A 22,905-nucleotide genomic window follows, 5' to 3' on the forward strand; every position below is an offset into this window, starting at 1 on the left:
ATGGGAATATCGAACAAGGCACCGACCGTTGAAGTCTTGATCGTAGAAGACGATGTGAGAATTGCCGAAATCAACCGGCGGTTTGTCGAAAAGGTGGACGGCTTCCAAGTCGTGGGCATTGCGACGGATGAGGCCCAGGCCAAAGAGCAGCTGGATATTTTGAAACCGCATCTCGTGCTGCTCGACATTTATTTGCCGAACGCGAGCGGCTTGGAATTGCTGCAATTCATACGTCAGCATTACCGTGAAACCGATGTGATCATGATTACGGCAGCCAAGGAGGTCGATGCGATTCGCGAAGCGGTGCGCAGCGGCGCGTTCGACTACATCATGAAGCCGCTTATTTTTGACAGACTGCAGGAAACGCTGCTGCGTTATCTGGAGTTTCACCGCGAGCTGACGCGCCTGAACGAGAGCGGCACGATTAACCAAAGCGATGTGGACCGGCTTCTCGCCGGAACCGCCAAAAAAGAGACCAACAGCGAGGCCTCCTACTTGCCCAAAGGTATCGACAAGCTCACGCTCGTCAAAATTGTCCAGGCCATCTCCAATGCAACGGACGGACTGACGGCGGATCAAATCGCCAAAATTATCGGTGTCAGCCGTTCGACGGGCCGCCGCTACCTTGAGCATTTGGTCAGCCTTGGAGACGTCTACGCCGATTTGTCCTACGGTGTGGTGGGACGGCCCGAGCGGGTATACCGGCATAAGAAATAGCCCTGACCGGCAGCTGATGTCCGAAGAAAATATAGTTTATAGACTGACTTTCCGATTCATCGGAAACTTATAAATTCTTATATGGTAAAACCAGCCGCAGCCTTGGACCGGAAAAATAAAGTCCTAGACTGCGGCTGATTTATTAGTGTAATCTGATATCCATCATGGGTCTGCATACTCCGAATATTTGTTCAAGATAACGTTCTTACTCTTTACTTCACTCCTCGAATACCCTTGTAGACAGATTCGCACAGCTCCGTTGTAAACCTGCCTGACATTCCTTCAAGCGCCGTATTGGTGAACGCTACAACACTAAGCTCCTCACTCGGATCAACAAACCAGGAGTGACCATAGGTGCCGCCCATCCGCCACGTTCCCGGCGATTCCGGTGTATTGGCAGCCACTGGGTCTTTAAGCAGCGTGAAACCAAGTCCAAAGCCTCTCCCCGGCCAATAGGGCATCACAAGGTCACCAATTTGATTGGTTGTCATTTCCGTGACAAGAGCCCTTGGCAGAATCGGATTTCCTCCCTGTCTCAAAGCTTCCAGCAGTTTAAGAAAGTCTTCTGCGCTGCCAATCATGCCGGCTCCCCCGGAAGGATAAGCTGTCTTATCGGCAAACCTGTTGGGTGAAAGTAGGAATCCTGCCGTCCCCTCCACGAAAGGAACGGTATCCAAATCGTGCAAACGCCGGGGCTCTCCAGCACTGTCCGCGTAAGCTGTGGTCAATCTATCCATGTCCACGGCCTTGAAATCCGTGTCCATCATGGAAAGCGGATGAGTTACAAGCATCCGTACAGCTTCACTAAGCGGCATTTCAGTAACCTTTTCAATGACCGCTCCGAGCACGTCTGTTGCTATGGAATACCTCCACATTTTCCCCGGCTCATATAGAAGCGGTACAGAAGCGAGTCTTTGCAGATTCTCTTCAAGTGTAATTCCCGCCAAATCCATGCCGTCCGATACCCCTGCAAGCTCATAAGTTCCCTTTTCTTCCTGGAAGAAACGGTAAGTTAAGCCTGCGGTATGCGTCATCAGATGGTGAACGGTCATGGGAACATACTGTCCGTTTGGCAGTTTGGGACGAAAGGCGGGCAACCATTTTTCTACCCGATCGTGTAACTGCAATCTCCCTTGCGAAATTAATACTAAAGCTGCCGTTGACACGACCGGCTTGGTTACCGAAGCATATCTGAACAAAGCATTTTCCTGCATCGCCCGTTTCTGCTCACGATCGGCCCAACCAGCAGGCCTGCTGTAAACGAGGTTTCCGCCTAATGCAATTTGGACGACGGTACCCACGATCCTTTTTTCCTCAAGTGTGCGGTCAATTACCTCATCGACGCTTTTATGCAGCCATTCCAGATCAATTTTTTTCATGCTTCTCATCCTCTCCTGCTGTAATTTACTTGATTATTTAAAGCAAGTGTGTTTATTATATAAATATTTTCTGCATCCTTACATAAAACAATCAAGTCATTCGAAGAAATTTTCGGTGATTATAAAGGTATTTAAAGAAAATGACTTTTAAATTAAAGGAGTGATTTTTTTGGACGAAATCGATAAAAACATCCTGCTCCATTTGCAGAACCAGGCGAGATTGTCAATGACAGATTTAGGAAAGCTGGTGGGACTGTCTCAGCCAGCCGTAACTGAACGTGTAAAATGCATGGAAGAAAAGGGGGTTATCGAGGAATACCGAACCGTCATTTCTTCGCAAAAAGTGGGTAAGCAATGCACAGCCTATATGCTTGTTCGGACCCGGAATTGCTATCCTTTCCTTGATTTTTGTCGTTCATCACCGGAGGTCACGGAATGTTATCGGATAAGCGGAGAGCATAATTATTTATTGAAGGTCCTCACGGAAACAACCCAGGAGCTGGAGGAGTTTGAAAACCGGTGCGATCAATACGGAACCTATACGACTCTGATCGTAATGTCTTCACCGATTGCATATAAAAATCTCATTGGAGAAACGAATTTGCTCGCATAAGATGTAATTCTATAATCCAAAAAATGAATCCTCCTTGCAGAAGGCCACTGAAAAAGTTACGGCTGCATGGACGGATCCTTCTTCCGATCGCTGTTGTCCCCGGATTTTATCAATTACAACCCGCTTATCGCGGTCAAAATCCCGGGACAAAGGCGAACGCTTACGCTTCTACAGAACATACTCATGGATTCCTTAGGAAGGAAAGCCATGCTTTTTAGCTAGCCAAGCTGCAAGCAAGGAGGGAAGCAGCAGGATGATTAATGAGCCGGGAAGGAATCTGGCTCCAAGCAGTTCGAGAAGAAACCCGCCGATAATGCCTCCGCCGCCGATGGCCACATTCCACGCGGTAACCAGCATCGATTGGGCTATATCTGCGCTTTTTCCCCCAGCTTGTGCTATTGCTGTTTGCAGTAAAGTGGCCGCCCCGCCAAACGTAAGCCCCCACGCCGTAACACCAAGTATGATGATTACAGGTTGATTCATTCCGATTCCCAAGGCTGCAGAAGCCAAAGCAAATCCTGTGATGCTGATTAAAACCAGCATTCTTAGAAAACGGTCAATCAGCATGCCGATCACCCAAATGCCGACAACCGAGGTAATTCCGAAAATAAGAAGAACCAAATCTACTCGCTGAGCAAACGCGGTTTCCGCAAGATACGGCGCAATATAAGTGTACAAAATATTATGAGCTAGTACCCATGACAGAACGACGAACAGAATCGGCCGTACACCGGGAATCAGGAAAACCTTGTGAAAAGGGAGCTGATCACCGGCAGGCTCGCCAGCATAATCCGGCACCTTCCAGAGCACCCAGCCAATAAGGGCTGCAGCCAGTAATGATACAGCTCCGAAAATGAGACGCCACCCTGTATAGGTACCGAAAAAAGTGCCAAGCGGAACGCCCAGTGCCAATGCCAACGGGGTGCCAACCATGGCTACGGCCATCGCTCTTCCTTTCAGTGAATCAGGCACCATGCGCCGCGCATAACCAGCCGTTATCCCCCACAGAACACCTGCCGAGACACCTGCGAAGAAACGCGCAACAAGCGTCAGCACATAAACCGAAGATAACGCGGTGATGGTGTTAAATACAAGAAAGCCGATGATGCACAGCAGCAGAAGCGGCCGGCGCCTCCACCCGCGGGTAGCCGTTGTCAAAGGAATGGCTGCCAGAAGAGATCCAACCGCATAGAGAGTGACCAATTGTCCAGCTAGAGCTTCTGTGACCCCAAGATCCCGAGCAATTTGCGGCAGTAAACCAGCAGGCAGGCTTTCCGTAAGAATGCAGATGAATCCCGCCATAGCTAAGGCCAGCAGCCCGAACCACGGAAGACGTTTGGAAGACGACACATTTGCACCGTCTTTTCCTATAAGAGCAGTATTTGAGTTCACGACACAATCTCCTTTATTTATTTTTTTCGCTTAAAAAAGCTTTCGCTTCCGTATAAGCTTATATAAATAAAACACTTCTTTACATGGATGATTAAAGGAGGATGGATTAAATTAAGAGGAAAATACTTTTATTTTCATAGAAATTCCATGATTTTAAAGGCAAAAAAGACAGTATCGTAAGATGCTGCCTAATGATAAATCGTAATCGACGGGCTTGAGACGTGCGGTGGAGATCCAGCTGCCGCTGTGAGGATGGATGGCCTGGAACTATCGGCAAGCGGATCTTCATGAACGCCCATTTTGGTGTTTCGCCTGCCATATGGTAAAATCGCCCTATACATCCATTTACAAGGAGTGATGACGTGATGAGAGATTTTCTGGACAAAGCCGTATCGCTTGGATTGGGATTTGCCGTTGCCAGCAAGGAGCAAGCCGAGAAGTTTGTAGATGAGTTGATCAAGAAGGGCGAATTGAACAAAGCGGAATCGCAGCAATTTGTCGACGAGCTGGTCAAGAAGGGCCAGGAAGCGCAGTCTGCGCTTGAGGTCAAGGTACGCGAATACCTGCATAAAGCGGTGCACGAGATGAATCTCACCACCAAGGAGGACTACGTCCGGTTAAAAAATCGCGTCGCCGAGCTGGAGCTCCGTGTGGCGCAGCTGGAAGGATCGCCTGCGGCGCAAGATAGCTTACCTCCCGGCGAATCATGAGCCTTGGAAGAAGAATCCGGCACCTTCAGAGGTACCATGAGATTGCAAGAGCGTTCGGACGTAACGGCTTTGGGTTTTTGGTAAAAGAGCTCGGGCTGCCCGAGCTCCTGTCCGGCTCCCGTATCGGGCTGCAGGAGCGGCGGGAAGCCCGGTCGCGCACCCTCGGGGAGCGAATCCGCCTGTTCCTGGAGGAGCTTGGACCGACTTTTGTCAAAATCGGTCAAATCGCCAGCACCCGGCCGGACCTGCTCCCCGCTCACATTATCGACGAGCTCGTGAAGCTGCAGGACCAAGTGCCCGCTTTCCCCTTTGAGCAGGTTTGCGAGGTGCTGGAGCATGAATTCGGCGAGCCGCTGGAGCAGCTGTTCGCCGAATTCGAGCCCTCCCCGATGGCTGCCGCCTCGATCGGGCAGGTCCATCTCGCACGGCTCCATTCAGGTGAGCAGGTCGCTGTGAAAATTCAGCGCCCAAACATCCGCTCCGTCGTGGAGACGGATCTTGAGATATTGGACAACCTGGCCCGCCTTGCCGAACATCGGCTTGAATGGGCTGCCAAGTACCAGGTAAGGGACATGGTATATGAGCTGTCCCAATCGCTTCGCTCCGAGCTCGATTATACGAATGAAGGCCGTAATGCACAGCGGATCGCCAAAGCGTTCGAGCAGGATAACCGTATCCGGTTTCCGGCGATTTACTGGGACTATACCAGCAAAACCGTACTGACGATGGGCTTCCTGGGCGGTGTGAAGACAAACGAGCTCGACCGGCTGGAAGAACTCGGCGTCGACAGGAAGCAGCTCGCGGAAACCATCGCTCAGATCGTATTCAAGCAAGTTTTTGTAGACGGGCTGTTTCATGCCGATCCGCATCCCGGGAATATTCTAATCCTCCCCGATGGAACGGTCGGACTGATCGATTTCGGCATGATCGGCAGGCTGACCCCGATGATGAAATATCATTTCGGCTCCCTGGTCATTGCGCTTCGCCGCAACCATACGGAGGGATTGATTAAAGCCATCGACGGGCTCGGCATCATCCCGGAGGACGTCGACATGGACGCCCTGCGCGGCGATCTCGACGAGCTGCGGGACAAATATTATGACGTGCCGCTCAGCCGCATTAGTCTGGGTGCGTCCGTGAACGATTTGTTGAACGTCGCGTACGAGCATCAAATTCGAGTGCCCTCGGATTTAACGCTGCTCGCCAAGACACTGCTAACGCTTGAAGGCGTCGTGACGGCACTCGATCCCACATTCAGCATCGTGCAGATTGCAGAGCCCTTCGGACGCAAGCTGTTCGCCGAACGGTTCCATCCGCGTCATGTCGCGGACAATCTCTGGCAGCAGTTGAGCGAGTATGCCGAGCTGTTGACGGAAATGCCGTCCAAGCTGCGCGAGCTGTTCGGCATCATCAAGAAGGGCAAGCTGCATCTCGACATCTCTGTCACCGAGCTGGATGCCATGATGAAGAAAATGGACCGGATCAGCAACCAGCTCTCGTTCAGTATCGTTCTGCTGGCGTTCAGCATCATTATGGTCGGGCTGATCATCGGCTCCTCGCTCGGAAGACAGTCGACCCTGCTGTGGGATTTCCCGGTCATTGAAATCGGGTTTTGCGTGGCGACACTGATGTTTCTGTTTTTACTGTACTCGATCTTTAGATCGGGACGGTTTTAAGCTTCGGCTGATTCGGATGCTGCCTTCCACTTCCGCGTACAGTGCTCCTTATCATTGTTCTACACGTTCAAAAGCCCCTCCAGCTTCCGAGGCCACTAAAAAAACTACGGCTGCATGGACGGATCATTCTTCTGATACGCTGTTGTCCCCAAATTTTCTCAATTTCAGCCCGCTTATCGCGGTCAAAATCCGGGGATAAAGGCGAACGCTTACGCTTCTACAGAACGATTCCGTCCACTCCGCCAGTTTTTCAGTGGCCTCAAGCTTTCAAGGGGCTTCCACACGTCCACTATGCTTTTTTCTTATGCAGCCGAATCGTGTCTACACACTGAATCTTCTCCTGTAATCGCACTTCCGGCACAGCTCCTCCACAACCTCCCGGCGGGAAAAGCCGTCATACAGTCGGGTGGCCCGTTCCCCTTCGATAATTTCCGCAAAGGGCTTATCATGAATATTACCCAGATTAATGACGCCCTCCCCGTCGAGGCAGCACGGAACGACCGTGCCGTTGGACAAAATCGCAGCCTGATTGCGCAGCGCATGGCAGAAGCCTTTGCCGTCGTCTTCCTCTTCCTTCAGATCCGGCCACTGAAATTCATGATCCTGGTTAATATAAATCCGGTCCGCAATTCTCGTGCCGCTGCCGCGCACGACCTGCTCCTCAATGAAATAATCAAGACCGAACTCCTTCTCGATCATCGACAAGATTTCCCGGTTCCGCATCCGCTCGGCATTCGTAGCGTTGTCCTTCGTCAAGTTCCACAGCCGCAGCGATATTATGATGTTATGCTGCTCCGACGCCTCTCTGGCGAAAGCAAGCACTTGGCTGACATAGCCTTCTTTATCCGTTGAGCCTTGGTGCCCGTCAAAGCTGTGCAGCGAAATATTCATCTGGCGCAGCGCCGGCTTGCCCAGCAGCTTATGCTTGTTTTTCGGCAGCAGCGTGCCGTTCGTCGTCAGGTTCACCTTAAAGCCTTTCTCATGGCTTAAGTCCAGCAGCTGGTCGATCTTCGGATGAAGCAGCGGCTCGCCTTTGACGTGATAATAAATATAATCCGTGTGCGGTCTCACCTCATCCAAAATCCGGGTGAAATCCTCCACCTTAATAAAAGTAGAGCTCCGCTTCGTCGGGGGGCAAAAGGTGCATGCCAAGTTGCACACGCTCGTAATTTCGATATAGAATTTTTTAAATTTTTTCATCGTCATAGGATAATCAGGTTCCTTCTATTTTCTAAAGTGTCATCCGCTAGGGTTTCCTTATCCTATAATGTCATAAAATCAAGCTATTATCTAGCTGCATCTCATGGTAACTCCTTAATCGAACAAAAAAACAGCCGCCCCGATTCCGCATCGAGGCAGCTGCGCTATGACCTTAGTAAACCTTTTTCCACTCTGCGATATTTTTCGCATCGAATTTGAACGGATCTCCAAGCATGATTTGCGTGCCTTCCCCGTCTTTTACAATCGTTTTGTCGCCCAGTCTTCCAGCCTTGAACTTATCTCCATCTTTGCCTGTGATCGTGCCCTTGACCAAAGCATCGGCTGCATAGCCAGCCAGGTAGCCTACATCAATCGGGTTCCACAGGTACATCCATTGGCTGACGCCGCTTTCGATATATTGCGCCATCTCGCTTGGCAGGCCAAGTCCGGTCAGCTGTACTTTATCCTTCAAGCCTTTATCCGTCAATACTTTACCGGCAGCTGCGATACCTACCGTTGTCGGAGCGATGATCCCTTTCAGGTTCGGATACGATTTCAACAAAGCTTCGGTTTCCGAAACGCTTTTATCACGGAGATCGTCACCGTAAGCGACTTTGACCAGCTTGATATCTTTATACTTCGGATCCGTCAGCTCTTTTTTCATCCACTCGATCCATGTATTTTGATTCGTTGCCTGACTTGTCGCGCTCAGTACTGCAATTTCCCCTTTGCCGCCGATCATGTCGGAGATCGCCTGGATCTGTACGCGGCCGATGCGTTCCGGGTCTGCCTGGTTAATGTGCACCAGACGGCTCTTCGAGTTAACAGCCGAGTCCAAGGACAGTACTTTGATGCCGGCATTCATCGCTTTTTTCAAAGCAGGCTGCAGCGCGTCTGGATCGTTCGCTACAACGGCGATGGAATCGACCTTCTGGGAAATCAGCTCCTCGATCATTTTGATCTGCGCTTCAGCTGTCGGCTGATCCGGGGCTTTCAGAATCGGCTCCCCGCCCAGCTCCGTAATCGCATTTTTAAAGCCTTCCATCTGCTTCTCGCCGTACGGGTTGCCTGTATTTTTGAAGATGATGGCAAATTTCTTCTTGCCCCCCGATCCGCTGTCCGCCGGCTTCGCGGCTTCCGATTGCTTCGGTGTCTCCGCTTTGCCGGAACCGGCCGGTGCCGACGATTGGCCGCAGGCGGATAGAAGCGATAAACTTAGCACAGCAGTCAAGCATGTAGTCCACATTTTTCTCATTTGGAACATCCTCCCTTTTTGTTGGAAAACTCATCTATACCTATCGGCAGCCGTTCGACGAAAACGATTTCAACCAAGAACGTCCCGCGCTACCGCCGAACGGTGCCGCAGTACACCTGCTTACGAAGCCTTTCGCAGCTTCTTCTTATTCATCTTCAGCTTCGGCAGCGCGACCGCGAAGATCAGCAGCAGACCGATAATGATCATCAGCACCTGGGCCGGTACATTGACCAGGCCGAGTCCATAGCTGAGCAGGCCGATTAAGAACACGGCGATAATCGCTCCAACCATTTTGCCCCTCCCGCCGGCAGTACTGATACCGCCAAGCACGACCATCGCAATGACATCCAGCTCATAGCCTGTAGCTACGTTAGGTCTGGTGCTGCCCATGCGGGAGGTCAGGAAGATTGCGGTTACTGCGGCCATCAACCCGGCGAGTGCGAACACAATCACTTTGATCTTATCGACCTGGATTCCGGAGAATCGGCTTGCGGTAAGGTTGTTCCCCATCGCATAGATGCGTCGGCCGAAGGTTGTTTTATGCAGCAGCAGTGTATAAATGACCGCGAAAACGGCAAACACGATAAGAATGAACGGGATCCCTGCAACATATTCCCAGCCGAAAAAGCTGAACCAGTCCGGGAACTGGCCCTTGGCCTGATCCTCGAGAAGCATGTAGGCAATACCGCGATATATAATCATGGTGGCCAGTGTGATGATAACGGAGGACAGCTCCTTGAATTTTACAATAAGCAAGCCGTTGATCAATCCGCATACGGTACCGACCAGAAGGCAAATGACCATTGCCAGCCCCATCGGAACGCCCTTACTGTACAGATCGGCCATAATGACGCTGGATAAGGCCACGGTGGAAGCGACGGAAATGTCGATTTCCCCCAAGATCATGATCAGTACCATCGGCAGAACGATAAACGCTTTGTCCAGAAATCCCATCGTGGCGTCCCGCAAGCTATCCAAATTCATATAGTAAGGAGACAAGTTTGCATTCATTACATTCACTGCGATAAAAATAACAATCAGCATCCATTCCCATTGAAAGAAAAACGTACGATAGCTGAAGGGCTTCTTGTCCTGAATTGTTCTGAGTTCCATACGTTACACTTTCCTCCTCATGAGATGATTGCGGTCCACGCCGCGCTTCACCAAGGCATTGACGAGTACGGCGATCAAAATAATCGTCCCCTGAATCGCCATTTGCCAGAAGGGGGACACATTAATGAGCGGAAGCGCATTGTTCAAGATCCCGAGAAGGATGGAGCCCAGCAAGATTCCGGATATTTTCCCTGAACCGCCGGCAATGCTTACCCCGCCCAGCACACAAGCCGCGATGACACTCAGTTCGTAGCCGGAAGCCGTATCCCCTTGAGCCGAGGCGAATTTGGATACCCAGAGGACACCCGCCAAGCCGGACAAGCCCCCCATGATGGAGTACACCATCCACAAAATTTTCTCATTGTTGATCCCGCTGATTTTAGCCGATTCCGGGTTGCTGCCGACCGCATATATTTGACGTCCGGTCCGCGTATGATTGATGAAGTAGTAGAACATGATATAGATGATTATGGCAATAAAAATTAAATTGTTAATCCCCAGCACCGAACCGGTTGCAATCGCTTTAAAGCTGTCCGGCATTTGATGGGCGCTTACCCATTTGCCGCCGCTTACGGTAAAGGTGAGCCCCCGGATCACATTCATCATCCCAAGTGTGGCAATGATAGGCAGGACGCCGGTTTTAGCGATCAAGAGCCCGATCACAATCCCGCTGACGAGACCGACCAGCGTGCCCAGAATCAGGACGGCAACCGGATTCAAATTCGGATAAGCGCTTACAGTCATCGCCGAGATCATGCCCGACAAGGCCAGCGTGGCACCGATCGAGAGATCGATCCCGCGGGTAATAATTACGAGCATCATCCCCACGCTCAGTATGCTGAGAATGGCGGTGTTCGTGATCAGATCGTTCATATTTTCCAGCGTCAGGAAGCTGGAATTGTTCAGCTGTACCAGCACGGATAATACAATAATAAAAACCAATAGTCCTAATTCGCGAAACTTCGCAATGCTTGCGCCAAGTGTCCTTTTGTCTGCAGCCGGGGCAGCTAAGCTTTTTGTAACAGCCTCATTACTCATGTCCGGATTCTTCCTCTCTATCTTGATCCCATGCCATGCAAGGCGGCGGGCCGGTCGCTCATGGATGCTTCCAGAATCGCTTCCTGGGTGACCTCGTCTTTGGTCAGATGTGCCGTAATTCTGCCTTCGCGCATGACCATGATCCGGTCGCTCATCCCGATGACCTCCGGCATATCCGAGGAAACGAGAATGATACCGTAGCCTTGGGCGGCCAAGTCGTTAATAATTTCATAAATGGCATATTTGGCGCCTACATCGACACCTTTGGTCGGCTCATCCAGAATGAGCACATCCAGCTTGGCTGTCAGCAGCTTGGCGAATACAACCTTTTGCTGATTGCCGCCGGATAAGGAGCTGACCAGATCGTAAATGCTCTGAGCCTTGACGCTGACCTTCTCCGCCAATGACTTCGATACTTTCGTTTCGCGGGCTTCGTTAAGCCATCCGCCTGTCGCGTACGTATCGATCTCGGCGAGCGTAATGTTGCGCCCGATATCCCAGTCCAGAACCAGACCCTGCTTCTGCCGATCCTCGGGCAAATAGCCGATGCCCAGCCGGATCGCATCCTGCGGACTGCGGATGACCGTTTTATTTTGCTTCACGTAAATATCGCCTTGATCCGCCTGCTCGATCCCGAACAGCGTTTGGCATATTTCCGTCCGGCCTGCGCCGACGAGCCCCGTAAGCCCCAGCACTTCTCCCCTGCGCAGCTGCAAGGAGATGTCGGCGAAATATCCGGTGCGCCCCAGTCCCTCGATCCGCAGGATTTCCTCCCCCACGACAGCTTCTTTTTTCGGGTACAACTGGGTGATCTCCCGGCCGACCATAGCTACGATGAGGTCCTCGTTGGCAATCTCATCGACGCCCCAAGTCCCGATATAACGGGCATCCCGGAACACGGTTACCTTGCTCGCCAAACGGTACATATCCTCAAACCGGTGCGAGATGAAAATGATGGCAACGCCGTTGTCCCGAAGCTGCTCGGTAATCCGGTACAGCTCCTCGCTCTCTCTTTGCGTCAGCGCAGCTGTCGGCTCATCCATAATAATGATCTTCGCATTCGTTGAGAGCGCTTTCGCAATTTCGACGATTTGCTGCTCCGCTACGCTCAAGGTTCCCATAATTGTTTTGGGACCGAAGGATGCGCCCAAGGATTGCAGCAGCTTCTCCGCCTCGGCATGCATGTCGTTCCAAAGAATGCGTTTGGTTCCTTTGTGTATTTTCTCGTGCCCCATAAAAATGTTTTCCGTTACGCTAAGGTCCGGGTAGCATGTTACATGCTGGTAAATCGCGGCGATTCCGTACTTCTTGGCATCATTCGGTCCCTGAAACGAAACCTTCTCCCCGCGGATAAGCATTTCACCCTCATCCGGCTGATGGACACCTGTAATGACCTTTATGAATGTGGACTTTCCCGCACCGTTCTCTCCCATCAACGCATGAATTTCCCCCGCCTTCAGCTGGAAATGCACACGGTCAAGAGCTTTGACTCCCGGGAACGTCTTTGTAATCGCTCTCAATTCAAGAACAAACTCGCTCATTTTATCCCCTGCCCGCTGTTGTTGTATGTTTCTCTGAGTAACAATATAACACGACCGTTCAGAAAATACCACACTTTTTTATTTCATTTTGTATCCTTTATGTTCGTTTGTGTCCTTTTCAATAAAACAAGCTGTTTTTTATAAACATGCTCCCGCCACGGAGTCCATCAAAAAAAGCCGTATAGATAAGTTCCCCTCTATACAGCTTTCAGCCCTCTCGCCCGGTTTATTTGCCGCCTGAGGCGTAATACAGGATGCTTTCCTGCGTAGCCTCCTCGCGCTCGAACACTTTACGGATTTCCCCGTTATACATAACTGCAATCCGGTCCGACATGCCCAAAATTTCCGATAAATCCGACGAAATTATAATGATGGAGGCTCCGGACAGCACGAGCTCGTTCATCATGTTGTAAATGTCAATCTTCGAGCCGATATCGATGCCGGCCGTCGGCTCCTCAATAATAAGCACCTGCGCGTTAGCGAACAGCCATTTTGCAAAATTGACCTTCTTCTGCTTCCCGCCGCTCAAATTGCCCGCCGATTCGCCCTCGTCGATTTCGATTTCGAGCCGGTTGATCATATCCTGCGCCGCTTTTCTTTCCTTCTCCGCATTCAGAAAGCCGAAGCTCGAAATCCGTTCAAGATTCGTCAGCGTAATATTTTCCCGGATCGGGGAGTTCGGGAGCAGGCTTTCCTCCGTGTTAATGCCGGTTACATAGCACAGCCCGTTCTTTTTGGCCAGGTTCGGCGTCATTGAGGTAAATGTTTTGCCCTGCAGCTTGATCGTCCCTTCAAAAGGGCCGTTGATGCCGAACAGCACCTTCGCGAGCGTCCGCCTGCCGGAGCCGGTCAAGCCGGTGAGTCCTATGATTTCCCCTCTTCGAACACCCAATTGAATATTGCGTATGCGGCCGTAATACGAGACATTGTCGAGCCGCAGCACTTCCTTGCCGAGCTTCACCTTCAGCTTCGGGAACCGGTCGTCCAGCTCCTTGCCTGCCATCGCCTTCACAATATCGTGGAGCTCCACTTCATTCACGTTGCACGTTTGCACCGCTTCGCCATCGCGGATCACGGTCATCTGATCGGCAATCTGAATAATTTCTTCGATCCGATGGGAAATGTAAATGACGGCAACGCCCCATTTTTTCAAATCCCGGATGACTTTAAACAAGGTTTCAATTTCCTGCTCCGTCAAAGCCGCGGTAGGCTCATCCATAATGATGATCTTGGCGTTCTGCGACAGCGCCTTGATGATCTCGACAAACTTTTGCTGGCCGCTGCTAAGCGACTTCACAGGCGTCCGGGCATGAAACGCAAGTCCGAAATCGTCCAAATATTTGCGCGTCTCCTTATAGGCTTTATCCCAATCAATGAGCCGGCTCCATTTCTTGACGGGCTCCCTGCGCATGAAGACGTTTTCAGTAATGTCCAAATCTTGAAACAGCCTGATCTCCTGATAGATCATTGCAATGCCAAGCTCTTGGGACTGCTTCGGGCTCTGGATCGATACCGGCTCGCCGTTTAAATAAATCGTCCCCTCATCCGGCTCGAACAAGCCTGCCAGCACCTTCATCAGCGTAGATTTCCCCGCTCCGTTCTCCCCGATCAACGCGTGCACCTGCCCTGCGTCGGCGTTAAAATGAACGCGGTTCAGCACTACATGATCATGGAACCGCTTTGTAATTCCTCTCATTTCCAAAAAATGATTCACTGTTGATGCCCCTCTTCTTCTCTATAGAATGATCGGTTAGAAAACAGGGTAGCCTACTGAAATTCAAAGGTCGTATACAGCTTCACCGCTTGCTCGAAATAATATTTCTTGTACTCGCCCGGCACCTGTTTGTTCGTGATCACTTTCTTCGCCATCGTCAAATCACCCAAGCGGGCAAAGCCCTTTGCATTGAACTTCGTATAGTCCGCGGCAATGATGATCTCGCTGGAAATTTTACTGACCTCCTGCAAAATCATCGCTTCCTCGTAATTGCTGACCGTGTAGCCGGAATCGAACTGAGCCCCTTTGACACCCAAAAACGCTTTATTGATATATATGCCCTTCAGCATCTGCAATGCAAAGCCGCCGACAAGCATCGAGGTGGAAGGTACCAAATCTCCGCCGATCACGATGGTCTTCAGCCCCGTCGCATCCTTAAGCTCCAGTCCGGTGGCCAGATCGTTCGTGAGCACGGTAATCTTCTTGTCCTTAATATTTTTCGCAATTTCCATACAAGTGCTGCCCGCTCCAAGAAAAATGGCCTCCCCGTCCTCCACCATCTGGGAAGCAATTTTGCCGATCATCCGCTTCTCCTCGGCTTGCTTGGCATCCCCTTCTGCTTGAACGGCCGCGGCAGGGGCAGCGACAATCTCGTTGAGCACCGCGCCGCCGTAGGTCTTCACCAGAAAGCCGCTTTGCTCCAGCTTGTCCAAATCTCTGCGAATCGTCACCTCCGTGACGGAGAACATTTCGCTCAGCTCGAAGACGTCAACGCGCTTCTGCTTCAGAACCAGCTCTTTTATTTTATTCAAACGTTCCAGTGCAAACATAATAAAAAACTCCTTATAGCTTATCGAAATACCATTATCGTCATTTGGCTGTATTATACCATGTTTTGTTTCGATTGTGTTCGATGTTTACACACAAGAAAGACGCCTTGCGGCGTCGTTGAGTGAACCCTATACGTTTGTGCGTGGGGAGGGAGTCAGGTGTGGGGCTCCGGCCGCTGTTGAAACTCGTGTTCCTTGAATCCAACCAAGCAGCGGTAGAACACAAGTTTCAAAGGCGGACGCTCCGCTCCTCCACCCCACACCTGACTCCCTCCGTTCTACTCTGTGCTTTGTGCTACTTCTTTACTCCCAGTCAGGTATGAAAGCAGGTATTCCCATCCGTGAATGCCCTTGTCATATTCCGGGTACATTCACCCCCACCTGCCTCGCATGCAAACTGCGGCGGAACTTCCGGGTCTCCATCGTCCAATGTAAAATTCACCAATCCCGTTTAATCGTGTCTTCCCGATCCCATCGAGACCACGCGGCTTCCAGCAGGTTACCTTCGTTATCGCGGAAATAAAAATATTTGGCTTCGCCTGTGCCCAAGGTATGCAGGTTCTCCACTTCCACACCGCTGTCCATCAGGATACGGTGTGTTGTTTCGATATTTGGGCAATTCAAAGCCATGATGGGAAATGGCTTCCCGTTGCGGGTAATTTCCAAGCGGTTCTTATCCACCGTCTCGATAAGGAGCAACGCGATGGCATGCTGATGCGGATGATGCAGCACGGCAAGGAATGAGCCGCGGTCCTCGAATTTATTGACCAGCTTAAAGCTAAGGTGGCGCGTGTACCATGCGATGGAGCCGTCGAGGTCGGAGGTCGGTATATAAACATAACCTACGCGCGTAAACAGGAACTGCTCGCTCATCCGTACTCACCTCCATTTCCAATTGGGTTATCTCCGAAGCAAGATACGATTAAAAGATTTGCAGCAGCTCCTCCAGCCGCCAAATCACGGCATCAGGCTCAAGCCCACCCGCCGGCACAGGCTGGTTGCGGGCAAAGCCCTGTCGGATCCATACGGCTTTCATCCCCATCTGTTTTGCCGGAATCACATCGTTATCGATCCGGTCTCCGATCATAGTTGCTTCCCCCGGCAAGCAGCCGGCCTCAGCCAATGCCTGCTCGAAGATGCGGGGGTCCGGCTTAGCCACCCCCAGCTCCGCGGAGGAGCAGATCACCTGAAAGCAGGAGCGCATGCCATAACGCTCCAGCCGTTCGGCCGTACCCAGGCTTTGATTGGCAATGACACCAAGCCGGTAACGTTCCGACAATTGGTGCACGATCTGTGCCGCCTCAGGGAATGGCCGTTCTTTGTCCTTTCGGTATTTCATGCTTTGCCGGATTGTTTTGCTGTCGTCCTCCGATGGAACAAGCCGGGCTAACGCCTCCCTCATCGGCTGCACATGCATCTCCTCATAAGCGCGAAGCAGCTCCGCCCTAAGCTCAGCGACCCCGAACGAATAACCTAACCCCTTGGCGGCATCGACCAGCTGTTGAATGCTGTCCTCGAAGGGAGGCGACTCATCCACCAGCGTATCCCCCAAATCAAAAAAGATCCATTGAATTCCATTCACGTCTTCCGATTCCCCTATCCTTCGGTCAATCCCCAAGAAGCCCAAGCAGCTTAAAGAGTCTGCCGTTACTCCCATCTTGATGCCTGCTTCCAGTTTATCACAGTGCCCCGTCCTCATCTATATTACACGGCTTGCATATACAACCCCGGATAAACTGTAGTTCCGCAGCTGTAACAAAAAAGACATGCCCCTTGAAATGATCGGGGAAGCATGTCTCCAGTAGACCGGAAGAGTGAAATTTTCATTCAAAATTATGGCTTATAAATCCAGTCGTTCAAATTAAAATCCTTTTTGATGACGCCATTGTCAAACAAATATTTTTTGGTGCCCTCCAGGAGCTTCAAGCTGTCCGCGGAGAAGTCCTCCACCTGCCATTGCTTAATATCGAAGGAAGCCTTGACCACGTCAACCGGGAATTCGGAGGACTCCGCGTACAGCTTGTAAAACTCATCGGCATTCACTTGAATTTCCTGGGCCGCTTTTTGACGAATGCTGTTCCATACCTTCACGAACCCGGCATTTTTGGCCAAATAATCCTCGCTCGCCACGGTTACGCTGGAGCCGCGCAGATCAGGATGCTGCTTGGCTTCGTCAATCGCCTTATAGCCCTTGCCGATGACCAGCGGACCGAAACCGGTCGGATAAGCGTAGGCTTCGATATCTCCCCGGGCCAGTGCGGCCTCACCATCTGCCGGCAGCAGGTGAACGACCTTCACGTCCTTATCCAGTCCTTTTTCCAGCAGCAGACCCTTCAAGTAGCGGCTCATGTAAGAGCCGTCGGCTGTGGCGATTTTTTTCCCTTTCAAATCCTCGATCTTCTGAGGTCCGTCGGCCTTGGCTACAAGCCAAGCGTTCATCCCGGATTGGGTAATATTAATCACTTTTGTTTTTAATCCGACGGATCTGGCGTTAATGGCCGGTGTGTCGCCGTAAATGCCCACGTCCAACGCACCGGACGCCAACGCTTCATTCAGATTGGGCCCATTAGGGAACGATTTGATGCTAATGTCGGTCACGCCGTATTTTTTCAGCTCGGACTCCAAATACCCTTTTTTCTGTGCCCAGCCTTCTACGCCGGTAATGGTTCCCTTATTGTTAGGAGCGATATAGCCGATACGCAGCTTGGGCTCCAGCTTGGTCTCTGCGGCTTGGCCCGAGGCTTGCACGGGAGCTGGCGCCGCTGCGCTTGAAGCAGACGGCTTCGAGCCTGCTGTGCCGCAGCCGGAGAGAGCCAGCGAGAATACGGAAGTAAGAAGAAGTGCGGTAAACGTCCAATGCTTGCGAAAAGTTTTCATCGTCAGAACCCCTGTCTGTCTAGTATGTGTGTGGCTGCCGGGATCCCCCGCGCCGCTCTATAGGTTAAACTGCCCTGGCCGTCAATAAGGCGTCACATGACAGCTCCTTGTATGGTTAGTGTCCGTGCATGCGGCGGAACACGATGTACGAGCCATCGTCCGCTGCTGTCGATTTGCTGCCCCGGGTCCAGCCCAAATTGGCGCGGTAGCTGCCGAGCAGCCCGGCTTCAATCAGCTCGGATTCTTGAAATTCCGCCTCCTGCTCGGCAAGCGGCGCTACGAACAAAGCGTCCGTTGGGCAGTACAGCTCGCACATGAAGCAGCTCTGGCAATCGGATTTCCTCGCAATGCTGGGAATGCCGCCCTCCTCCGTTGCCGGATCAAATACGTTGGTCGGGCATACGGATACGCATTGATTGCAGTTGACGCAGCGGTCTTGACTTATGATTTCAATCATTAGATGACAGCCTCCCTCTGGATGATAAATTCCGTTGACGCAGAAGCTGCAGCCGCCTCCGAAGCGGTGATCGGCCTGGCCCACGTCTGATCGAGCCCCCCGCTCAGCAGCCGGTAATGCTGGCCCGCATCCGCCCCGGGGAAATCCTCGCGGCGGTGCATGCCTCTCGTCTCCTGGCGTGCGGCACCGCTCGTAAACATCCAGCGGGCCGTAGCCGTCATCGCCGCGGCTTCCCGAACCCGGACTGCGTTGCCGTCGGCAGCCTGCAGTCCGCCCTTCACTTCGTTCCACACCCGGTCGAGCCGCTGCAGACCGCTCTCCAGACCGGCTCCCGTACGGAACCAGTTGCGGTCGTACGGGAAGACTTCGTCCTGAACCGCCTTCACGATCTCGCTTGTATCCGTGCTCCCCTTCCGCTCCGTCGGCTGGGTAGCAATCCCCGTTCGCTCGGATAACCCCTGGGCATTCCGGCTTGCAGCATGGACGCCCAGCTTCAACGCGTAGCGGGCCGCCCCCTCGCCGGACCAGTAGCCTGAGGACATCGCCCAGGCCGCGTTATGGCTTCCCCCGCCGGTAAAGCCTCCGCAGATCAGCTCACGGGTCGCCGCATCGCCTGCGGCATAGAGTCCGGGCACCTTCGTCGCGCAGCTTTCATCGATAATATGAATACCGCCGGTGCCGCGAACCGTACCTTCAAACCGAAGCGTTACCGGAAACTTTTGCGTGAACGGGTCGATGCCCAGACGGTCGAACGAGAGGAAAAAGTTCGGCTGCGCCTTACGCATAGCCCTTTTCAGCTCATCATCGGCTTTATCCAGCTGAGCGTAGACAGGCTGCGTCAGCAGTGTCCGCGCAATAATGGAGCGGCCCCGTTGCGATCCGGCCCCCTCGATGACCCTGCCGTCCTCGTAATAGAAGGTGGCCCAGGAATAGAAGGCCGATTTCGTCACCGGAGAGAACGCCGGGCACAACGAGTAGGCCGTGGAAAATTCCATGCCGGAGAAATCGGCCCCGGCCTCAGCGGCCAGCAAGTACCCGTCACCTGTCAACACATTGGTCCCGAGTGCCTTGCTCAGAAAAGCGCAGCCCCCTGTTGCGATGACAACCGCAGATGCATCCACACGCCAGGTTTCCTTCGTTTGAATATTCGTTCCCGTTGCACCGGCAACACCGTGCTCATCCGCGAGAAGCTCCAACGCCGGGCTATGATCGAGAATTTTGACGCCCGCCTTCTGCACCTGCCGGCGCATCAGCTTCATATATTCCGGTCCCTGAAGGCTTTTACGCTGCGAAATGCCCTGCTCATCGACAGGAAATACATAGCCCCAATCCGCAATCTGATTCGTATTGGCAAAGGTGCGGTCCAGCACCCGCTGCATCCAGCCCCGGTCGGCCAAATAACCGCCCAGCGCTTCACGGCTTTTCATCGCCTGCTCCCGCTCCTCAGGTGTCGGGTTCACGTACCAGACGCCTGTGCCGGACGGTGCCGTAGCTCCGCTCGTTCCGCAATAGCCTTTATCCACCAGCACGACCTTTGCGCCCTCTTGAGCTGCCGTAACGGCTGCCCACGTGCCGGAAGGACCTCCGCCAATTACCAGTACATCCGCAGTCAATCTCACATCATATTGAGTCATCTATGCCCCCGCCTTTGTCCATGAATTCAACTGTCATATTGAGTAGGAAAGCTCTCGCTGATCCTGTAACGCCCCTGGCTCCTTCAAAAGAAGACGGTCCAAAATGATTTTCTCAAAGTAAGCAAAACCGCTGTCCCGCTCCCGTGGACGGGGCAGCGTGATTTTGACATCCATCGCAATATTCCCGCCTTCAATAAGCACTACGCGATCGGCCAGTGCGACCGCTTCGCTGACATCATGCGTCACGAGCAGTACGGTAAACCGCTGCTCGCTCCACAAGCGTTCGATCAGCTGCTGCATTTCGATGCGCGTCAACGCATCCAATGCTCCAAGCGGCTCATCCAGCAGCAGCAATCGCGGACTGCCCGCCAGCGCCCGGGCCAGCGCAACCCGCTGCCTTTGCCCCCCGGACAGCACGGCAGGCCAGGCGTTCGCTTTCTCCTCCAGCCCCACCTGCTTCAATGCGTCGAATGCGAGCTGCTTATCCCTGGATTTCACGCCGATGCGGACATTATCGACCGCTTTGCGCCATGGAAGCAGTCTGGAATCCTGGAACAGCACCCGCGTATCCGGATGGATTCCCTTGGTCGCATGACCGTCGATCATGATCAAGCCGTCCGACGGCTTCTCGAGGCCTGCGACCAGCCGGAGCAGCGTGCTTTTACCGCAGCCGCTTCGACCTACGATCGCAACGAATTCACCCGGCTCCGCTTGAAAATGAATGTCCTTCAGCACATCCGACCCTCCGAAGGAAATGCCCAGATTACGAGTATGAAGCCTGACGCCGTCTTCTTTCATTGTCATTTCATGTTCCCCCTTCTTTTAGGCTTTCTGAATGTAGTTATGGTGCCACTGCAGCCAACGCTGCTCGAGGAATTTGGCCGCCAGATCGGACAGCTTGCCCAGCAGCGCATACAAGATGACACACAGCACGACAACGTCCATTCGCATATATTCCCTTGCGTGAGAGGCCATATAACCGATGCCGGAATCGGCGGCAATCGTTTCCGCAACGATCAGCGTAATCCACATGATGCCAAGCGAGAAACGGACGCCGAGCAAAATATTCGAAAGCGCCCCAGGCAAAATGACCTGCGTGAATAAGGAAATGCCCTTTAACCCGTAAACCCGTCCCATTTCGATCAATCCGGGATCAACGGAGCGGATGCCGTGGAACGTATTCAGATAAATCGGGAAGGCGACTCCGAGAGCAACCAGAAACAGCTTGGAGGTTTCTCCGATCCCGAACCAGAGTATGACGAGCGGAATCAGCGCCAAGTGCGGGATGGTGCGCAGCATCTGTACCGATGTGTCGATATACCTTTCCGCTACCGGGAAAATCCCGTTCAATAACCCGATGAAAAAAGCAATGCTTCCTCCGATCAGAAAGCCCAGAAAAGCCCGCTGCGTGCTTGCCCCTACATATTCTAGGAGCGTACCATCCTTAACGACCTCGACGAGTGCTTGCACGACTTCGATTGGCGTCGGAAGGATTCGCCCGGATAAGAGCCCGGCTGCGCCAAACGCCTGCCAGGCGGCGAGCACCAATACAGGTAGAACCCAGGGCTGCCAGGATGTTGCAATTTTTTGTTTGGACATGTGTTATCCCTCTCTTTTGGTGAAGTGGAGTTGATGAATGCATGAATGAAAACACAAAGAGACTCCTGCCTTTTCCAAATGAAACGAAAAAAGGTGGAAGTCTCCTCTTCGTAGGGTAGACTTGCCCATACTGTAATAACAACAATTCTTATGAACTTACTCGGATTAATAAAGTGAACTCACTATAACATCCCGTGAAGAGACTCGTCAATACAGATTTAGCATTTTGTCTAAATGAAAAAAAGCGGTTGCCAAAAAAATTAAACAAAATCATAAATTTACGGCATCGAACCCGGAAGGGTTCCCTTTGTATGATGGTAATGCATTAAACATCGTATTTTGCAGGAAAGGAGGGCCGGTATTGAGATTACTTCATAAGACGATCTTCATTACAGATTCCGACAGCCCGTCCGGAAAAGCACTGATGCAGCATCTTGCCGGGGAAGGGGCCCATCTCCTTGTGAACAGCACGTCTGGGGGTGTCGATATTGAAGCGCAACGGGTTTACTGCCTGAACGCAGGCTCCAACCTCAAGGTCGTTCGTCTCGATTTGTGCCATAGCGCCGAAGTGATGGCTATGCTGGATGAGGCTGAGCAGCACATCGGTCCGGTAGACATCCTCATTCACAATAACAATCGCGTCGAAACGGCCAATGTGGAAACATGTGCGGAGGACTTATTTGTTCAAGTCATGGATGACAACGCCAAGTCGGCTTTTGTATGCACCCAGAGCGTCGGCAGCCGCATGGCGAAACGGCGTGCCGGTAAAATCATCTTTATCAGCTCCATCCATGCGGAAAAGCCTACGGGCTCCTCCTTCATGTACAGCCTGTCGCGAAGCGCCGTAAAAATGCTGTCCAAGGAAGCTGCTCTGGAGCTGGGCCGGTATGGGATTCAGGTTAACACCATCGAGCTGGGTCCCGTCGAGGGCGATGAGGACAGATTCAGAAGCACCCTTTCTACGCTGTATGAGGATGTGCAGTATAAAATACCGAGTACGGTCATGGGGACGTACAACGATTTGGCGGAAGCCATCCTGTATCTGGCAACGGATGCGTCCCGCTATGTAAACGGCGCAGACCTTCGACTCGACGGCGGCTTCCTGCTTCATTACATGAACCATAAAATGAACAAGCCTGCATCAACCTGAAGGGAGGCGG

21 protein-coding genes are annotated in these 22,905 nt (G+C 52.3%); 5 read left to right on the forward strand and 16 right to left on the reverse strand.

Features of this window, described 5'->3' with window-relative positions; all coding sequences use genetic code 11:
• Window positions 1-717: a DUF977 family protein gene (locus CF651_RS05110; protein WP_094013777.1), complete on the forward strand. Its 717-nt coding sequence runs from the start codon at window positions 1-3 to the stop codon at window positions 715-717.
• Between the two features lie 212 nt (window positions 718-929).
• Here CF651_RS05110 and CF651_RS05115 read toward each other — a convergent pair whose 3' ends face one another.
• Window positions 930-2,096: a serine hydrolase domain-containing protein gene (locus CF651_RS05115; RefSeq protein ID WP_094013778.1), complete on the reverse strand. Its 1,167-nt coding sequence runs from the start codon at window positions 2,094-2,096 to the stop codon at window positions 930-932.
• A 169-nt stretch (window positions 2,097-2,265) separates the two neighbouring features.
• On the opposite strand from CF651_RS05115, the gene CF651_RS05120 reads away from it, so the two are divergent.
• Window positions 2,266-2,709 carry an Lrp/AsnC family transcriptional regulator gene (locus tag CF651_RS05120; RefSeq protein ID WP_094013779.1) on the forward strand — a complete coding sequence of 148 codons (444 nt, stop codon included), beginning with the start codon at window positions 2,266-2,268 and terminating at the stop codon, window positions 2,707-2,709.
• A gap of 192 nt (window positions 2,710-2,901) precedes the next feature.
• Here CF651_RS05120 and CF651_RS05125 read toward each other — a convergent pair whose 3' ends face one another.
• The gene (locus CF651_RS05125) at window positions 2,902-4,101 is read right to left on the reverse strand and encodes an MFS transporter (RefSeq protein ID WP_094013780.1); all 1,200 of its coding nucleotides are present in this window, start codon (window positions 4,099-4,101) and stop codon (window positions 2,902-2,904) included.
• Window positions 4,102-4,466: 365 nt separating this feature from the next.
• Here CF651_RS05125 and CF651_RS05130 point away from each other — a divergent pair, with 365 nt between their 5' ends.
• Together CF651_RS05130 and CF651_RS05135 are read left to right on the forward strand one after the other, a co-directional pair.
• On the forward strand, window positions 4,467-4,811 hold the full coding sequence (locus CF651_RS05130) for a phasin family protein (protein ID WP_094013781.1): 345 nt from the start codon (window positions 4,467-4,469) through the stop codon (window positions 4,809-4,811).
• Window positions 4,808-6,487, forward strand: a complete 1,680-nt coding sequence (locus tag CF651_RS05135) for an ABC1 kinase family protein (protein ID WP_094013782.1) — start codon at window positions 4,808-4,810, stop codon at window positions 6,485-6,487. Before CF651_RS05130 ends, CF651_RS05135 begins: the two co-directional genes overlap by 4 nt.
• 321 nt (window positions 6,488-6,808) lie before the next feature.
• Here CF651_RS05135 and CF651_RS05140 read toward each other — a convergent pair whose 3' ends face one another.
• The 14 genes from CF651_RS05140 to CF651_RS05205 form a co-directional block, all read right to left on the reverse strand.
• Window positions 6,809-7,687 carry a radical SAM/SPASM domain-containing protein gene (locus tag CF651_RS05140; RefSeq protein ID WP_094013822.1) on the reverse strand — a complete coding sequence of 293 codons (879 nt, stop codon included), beginning with the start codon at window positions 7,685-7,687 and terminating at the stop codon, window positions 6,809-6,811.
• 172 nt (window positions 7,688-7,859) lie between these two features.
• On the reverse strand, window positions 7,860-8,942 hold the full coding sequence (rhaS, locus tag CF651_RS05145) for a rhamnose ABC transporter substrate-binding protein (RefSeq protein WP_094013783.1): 1,083 nt from the start codon (window positions 8,940-8,942) through the stop codon (window positions 7,860-7,862).
• A 120-nt stretch (window positions 8,943-9,062) separates the two neighbouring features.
• Complete coding sequence (locus CF651_RS05150) at window positions 9,063-10,055, reverse strand: ABC transporter permease (protein ID WP_094013784.1); 993 nt, start codon at window positions 10,053-10,055, stop codon at window positions 9,063-9,065.
• Window positions 10,056-10,058: 3 nt separating this feature from the next.
• A complete protein-coding gene (locus CF651_RS05155; RefSeq protein ID WP_094013785.1) occupies window positions 10,059-11,093 on the reverse strand; it encodes an ABC transporter permease in 1,035 nt (344 codons plus the stop codon).
• Window positions 11,094-11,110: 17 nt separating this feature from the next.
• Window positions 11,111-12,634, reverse strand: a complete 1,524-nt coding sequence (locus tag CF651_RS05160) for a sugar ABC transporter ATP-binding protein (RefSeq protein WP_094013786.1) — start codon at window positions 12,632-12,634, stop codon at window positions 11,111-11,113.
• Window positions 12,635-12,860: 226 nt separating this feature from the next.
• Entirely contained in the window at window positions 12,861-14,348 is a 1,488-nt protein-coding gene (locus CF651_RS05165) for a sugar ABC transporter ATP-binding protein (RefSeq protein WP_094013787.1), read from the reverse strand.
• Window positions 14,349-14,401: 53 nt separating this feature from the next.
• Window positions 14,402-15,178, reverse strand: coding sequence for a DeoR/GlpR family DNA-binding transcription regulator (locus CF651_RS05170; protein WP_094013788.1), 777 nt, complete (start codon window positions 15,176-15,178; stop codon window positions 14,402-14,404).
• A 438-nt stretch (window positions 15,179-15,616) separates the two neighbouring features.
• A complete protein-coding gene (locus tag CF651_RS05175; RefSeq protein ID WP_094013789.1) occupies window positions 15,617-16,051 on the reverse strand; it encodes a VOC family protein in 435 nt (144 codons plus the stop codon).
• Between the two features lie 49 nt (window positions 16,052-16,100).
• Window positions 16,101-16,835, reverse strand: coding sequence for an HAD family hydrolase (locus CF651_RS05180; protein WP_179232693.1), 735 nt, complete (start codon window positions 16,833-16,835; stop codon window positions 16,101-16,103).
• Between the two features lie 176 nt (window positions 16,836-17,011).
• Window positions 17,012-18,055: an ABC transporter substrate-binding protein gene (locus CF651_RS05185; protein ID WP_094013791.1), complete on the reverse strand. Its 1,044-nt coding sequence runs from the start codon at window positions 18,053-18,055 to the stop codon at window positions 17,012-17,014.
• Window positions 18,056-18,170: 115 nt separating this feature from the next.
• Window positions 18,171-18,512 carry a 4Fe-4S dicluster domain-containing protein gene (locus CF651_RS05190; RefSeq protein WP_094013792.1) on the reverse strand — a complete coding sequence of 114 codons (342 nt, stop codon included), beginning with the start codon at window positions 18,510-18,512 and terminating at the stop codon, window positions 18,171-18,173.
• Window positions 18,512-20,146, reverse strand: coding sequence for an FAD-dependent oxidoreductase (locus tag CF651_RS05195; protein ID WP_094013793.1), 1,635 nt, complete (start codon window positions 20,144-20,146; stop codon window positions 18,512-18,514). Before CF651_RS05195 ends, CF651_RS05190 begins: the two co-directional genes overlap by 1 nt.
• A 33-nt stretch (window positions 20,147-20,179) precedes the next feature.
• Window positions 20,180-20,950: an ABC transporter ATP-binding protein gene (locus CF651_RS05200; protein ID WP_094013794.1), complete on the reverse strand. Its 771-nt coding sequence runs from the start codon at window positions 20,948-20,950 to the stop codon at window positions 20,180-20,182.
• An 18-nt stretch (window positions 20,951-20,968) separates the two neighbouring features.
• Entirely contained in the window at window positions 20,969-21,745 is a 777-nt protein-coding gene (locus tag CF651_RS05205) for an ABC transporter permease subunit (RefSeq protein ID WP_094013795.1), read from the reverse strand.
• A 361-nt stretch (window positions 21,746-22,106) separates the two neighbouring features.
• Here CF651_RS05205 and CF651_RS05210 point away from each other — a divergent pair, with 361 nt between their 5' ends.
• Window positions 22,107-22,895 (forward strand): SDR family NAD(P)-dependent oxidoreductase, encoded by a 789-nt coding sequence (locus CF651_RS05210; protein ID WP_094013796.1) that lies wholly within the window; start codon window positions 22,107-22,109, stop codon window positions 22,893-22,895.
• The last annotated feature ends 10 nt before the right edge of the window (window positions 22,896-22,905 follow it).

This window comes from Paenibacillus rigui (assembly GCF_002234615.1).
In the GTDB taxonomy this organism is placed as follows: Bacteria; Bacillota; Bacilli; order Paenibacillales; family NBRC-103111; genus Paenibacillus_S; species Paenibacillus_S rigui.

What these genes read in the sequence shown, in the direction of transcription:
- CF651_RS05205 (WP_094013795.1), bottom strand. Translation starts at nt 21,745, where the DNA reads ATGTCCAAACAAAAAATTGCAACATCCTGGCAGCCCTGGGTTCTACCT.
- CF651_RS05185 (WP_094013791.1), bottom strand. Translation starts at nt 18,055, where the DNA reads ATGAAAACTTTTCGCAAGCATTGGACGTTTACCGCACTTCTTCTTACT.
- CF651_RS05160 (WP_094013786.1), bottom strand. Translation starts at nt 12,634, where the DNA reads ATGAGCGAGTTTGTTCTTGAATTGAGAGCGATTACAAAGACGTTCCCG.
- CF651_RS05200 (WP_094013794.1), bottom strand. Translation starts at nt 20,950, where the DNA reads ATGACAATGAAAGAAGACGGCGTCAGGCTTCATACTCGTAATCTGGGC.
- CF651_RS05140 (WP_094013822.1), bottom strand. Translation starts at nt 7,687, where the DNA reads ATGAAAAAATTTAAAAAATTCTATATCGAAATTACGAGCGTGTGCAAC.
- CF651_RS05180 (WP_179232693.1), bottom strand. Translation starts at nt 16,835, where the DNA reads ATGGGAGTAACGGCAGACTCTTTAAGCTGCTTGGGCTTCTTGGGGATT.
- CF651_RS05150 (WP_094013784.1), bottom strand. Translation starts at nt 10,055, where the DNA reads ATGGAACTCAGAACAATTCAGGACAAGAAGCCCTTCAGCTATCGTACG.
- CF651_RS05155 (WP_094013785.1), bottom strand. Translation starts at nt 11,093, where the DNA reads ATGAGTAATGAGGCTGTTACAAAAAGCTTAGCTGCCCCGGCTGCAGAC.
- CF651_RS05170 (WP_094013788.1), bottom strand. Translation starts at nt 15,178, where the DNA reads ATGTTTGCACTGGAACGTTTGAATAAAATAAAAGAGCTGGTTCTGAAG.
- CF651_RS05110 (WP_094013777.1), top strand. Translation starts at nt 1, where the DNA reads ATGGGAATATCGAACAAGGCACCGACCGTTGAAGTCTTGATCGTAGAA.
- rhaS (WP_094013783.1), bottom strand. Translation starts at nt 8,942, where the DNA reads ATGAGAAAAATGTGGACTACATGCTTGACTGCTGTGCTAAGTTTATCG.
- CF651_RS05195 (WP_094013793.1), bottom strand. Translation starts at nt 20,146, where the DNA reads ATGACTCAATATGATGTGAGATTGACTGCGGATGTACTGGTAATTGGC.
- CF651_RS05175 (WP_094013789.1), bottom strand. Translation starts at nt 16,051, where the DNA reads ATGAGCGAGCAGTTCCTGTTTACGCGCGTAGGTTATGTTTATATACCG.
- CF651_RS05135 (WP_094013782.1), top strand. Translation starts at nt 4,808, where the DNA reads ATGAGCCTTGGAAGAAGAATCCGGCACCTTCAGAGGTACCATGAGATT.
- CF651_RS05115 (WP_094013778.1), bottom strand. Translation starts at nt 2,096, where the DNA reads ATGAAAAAAATTGATCTGGAATGGCTGCATAAAAGCGTCGATGAGGTA.
- CF651_RS05190 (WP_094013792.1), bottom strand. Translation starts at nt 18,512, where the DNA reads ATGATTGAAATCATAAGTCAAGACCGCTGCGTCAACTGCAATCAATGC.
- CF651_RS05130 (WP_094013781.1), top strand. Translation starts at nt 4,467, where the DNA reads ATGAGAGATTTTCTGGACAAAGCCGTATCGCTTGGATTGGGATTTGCC.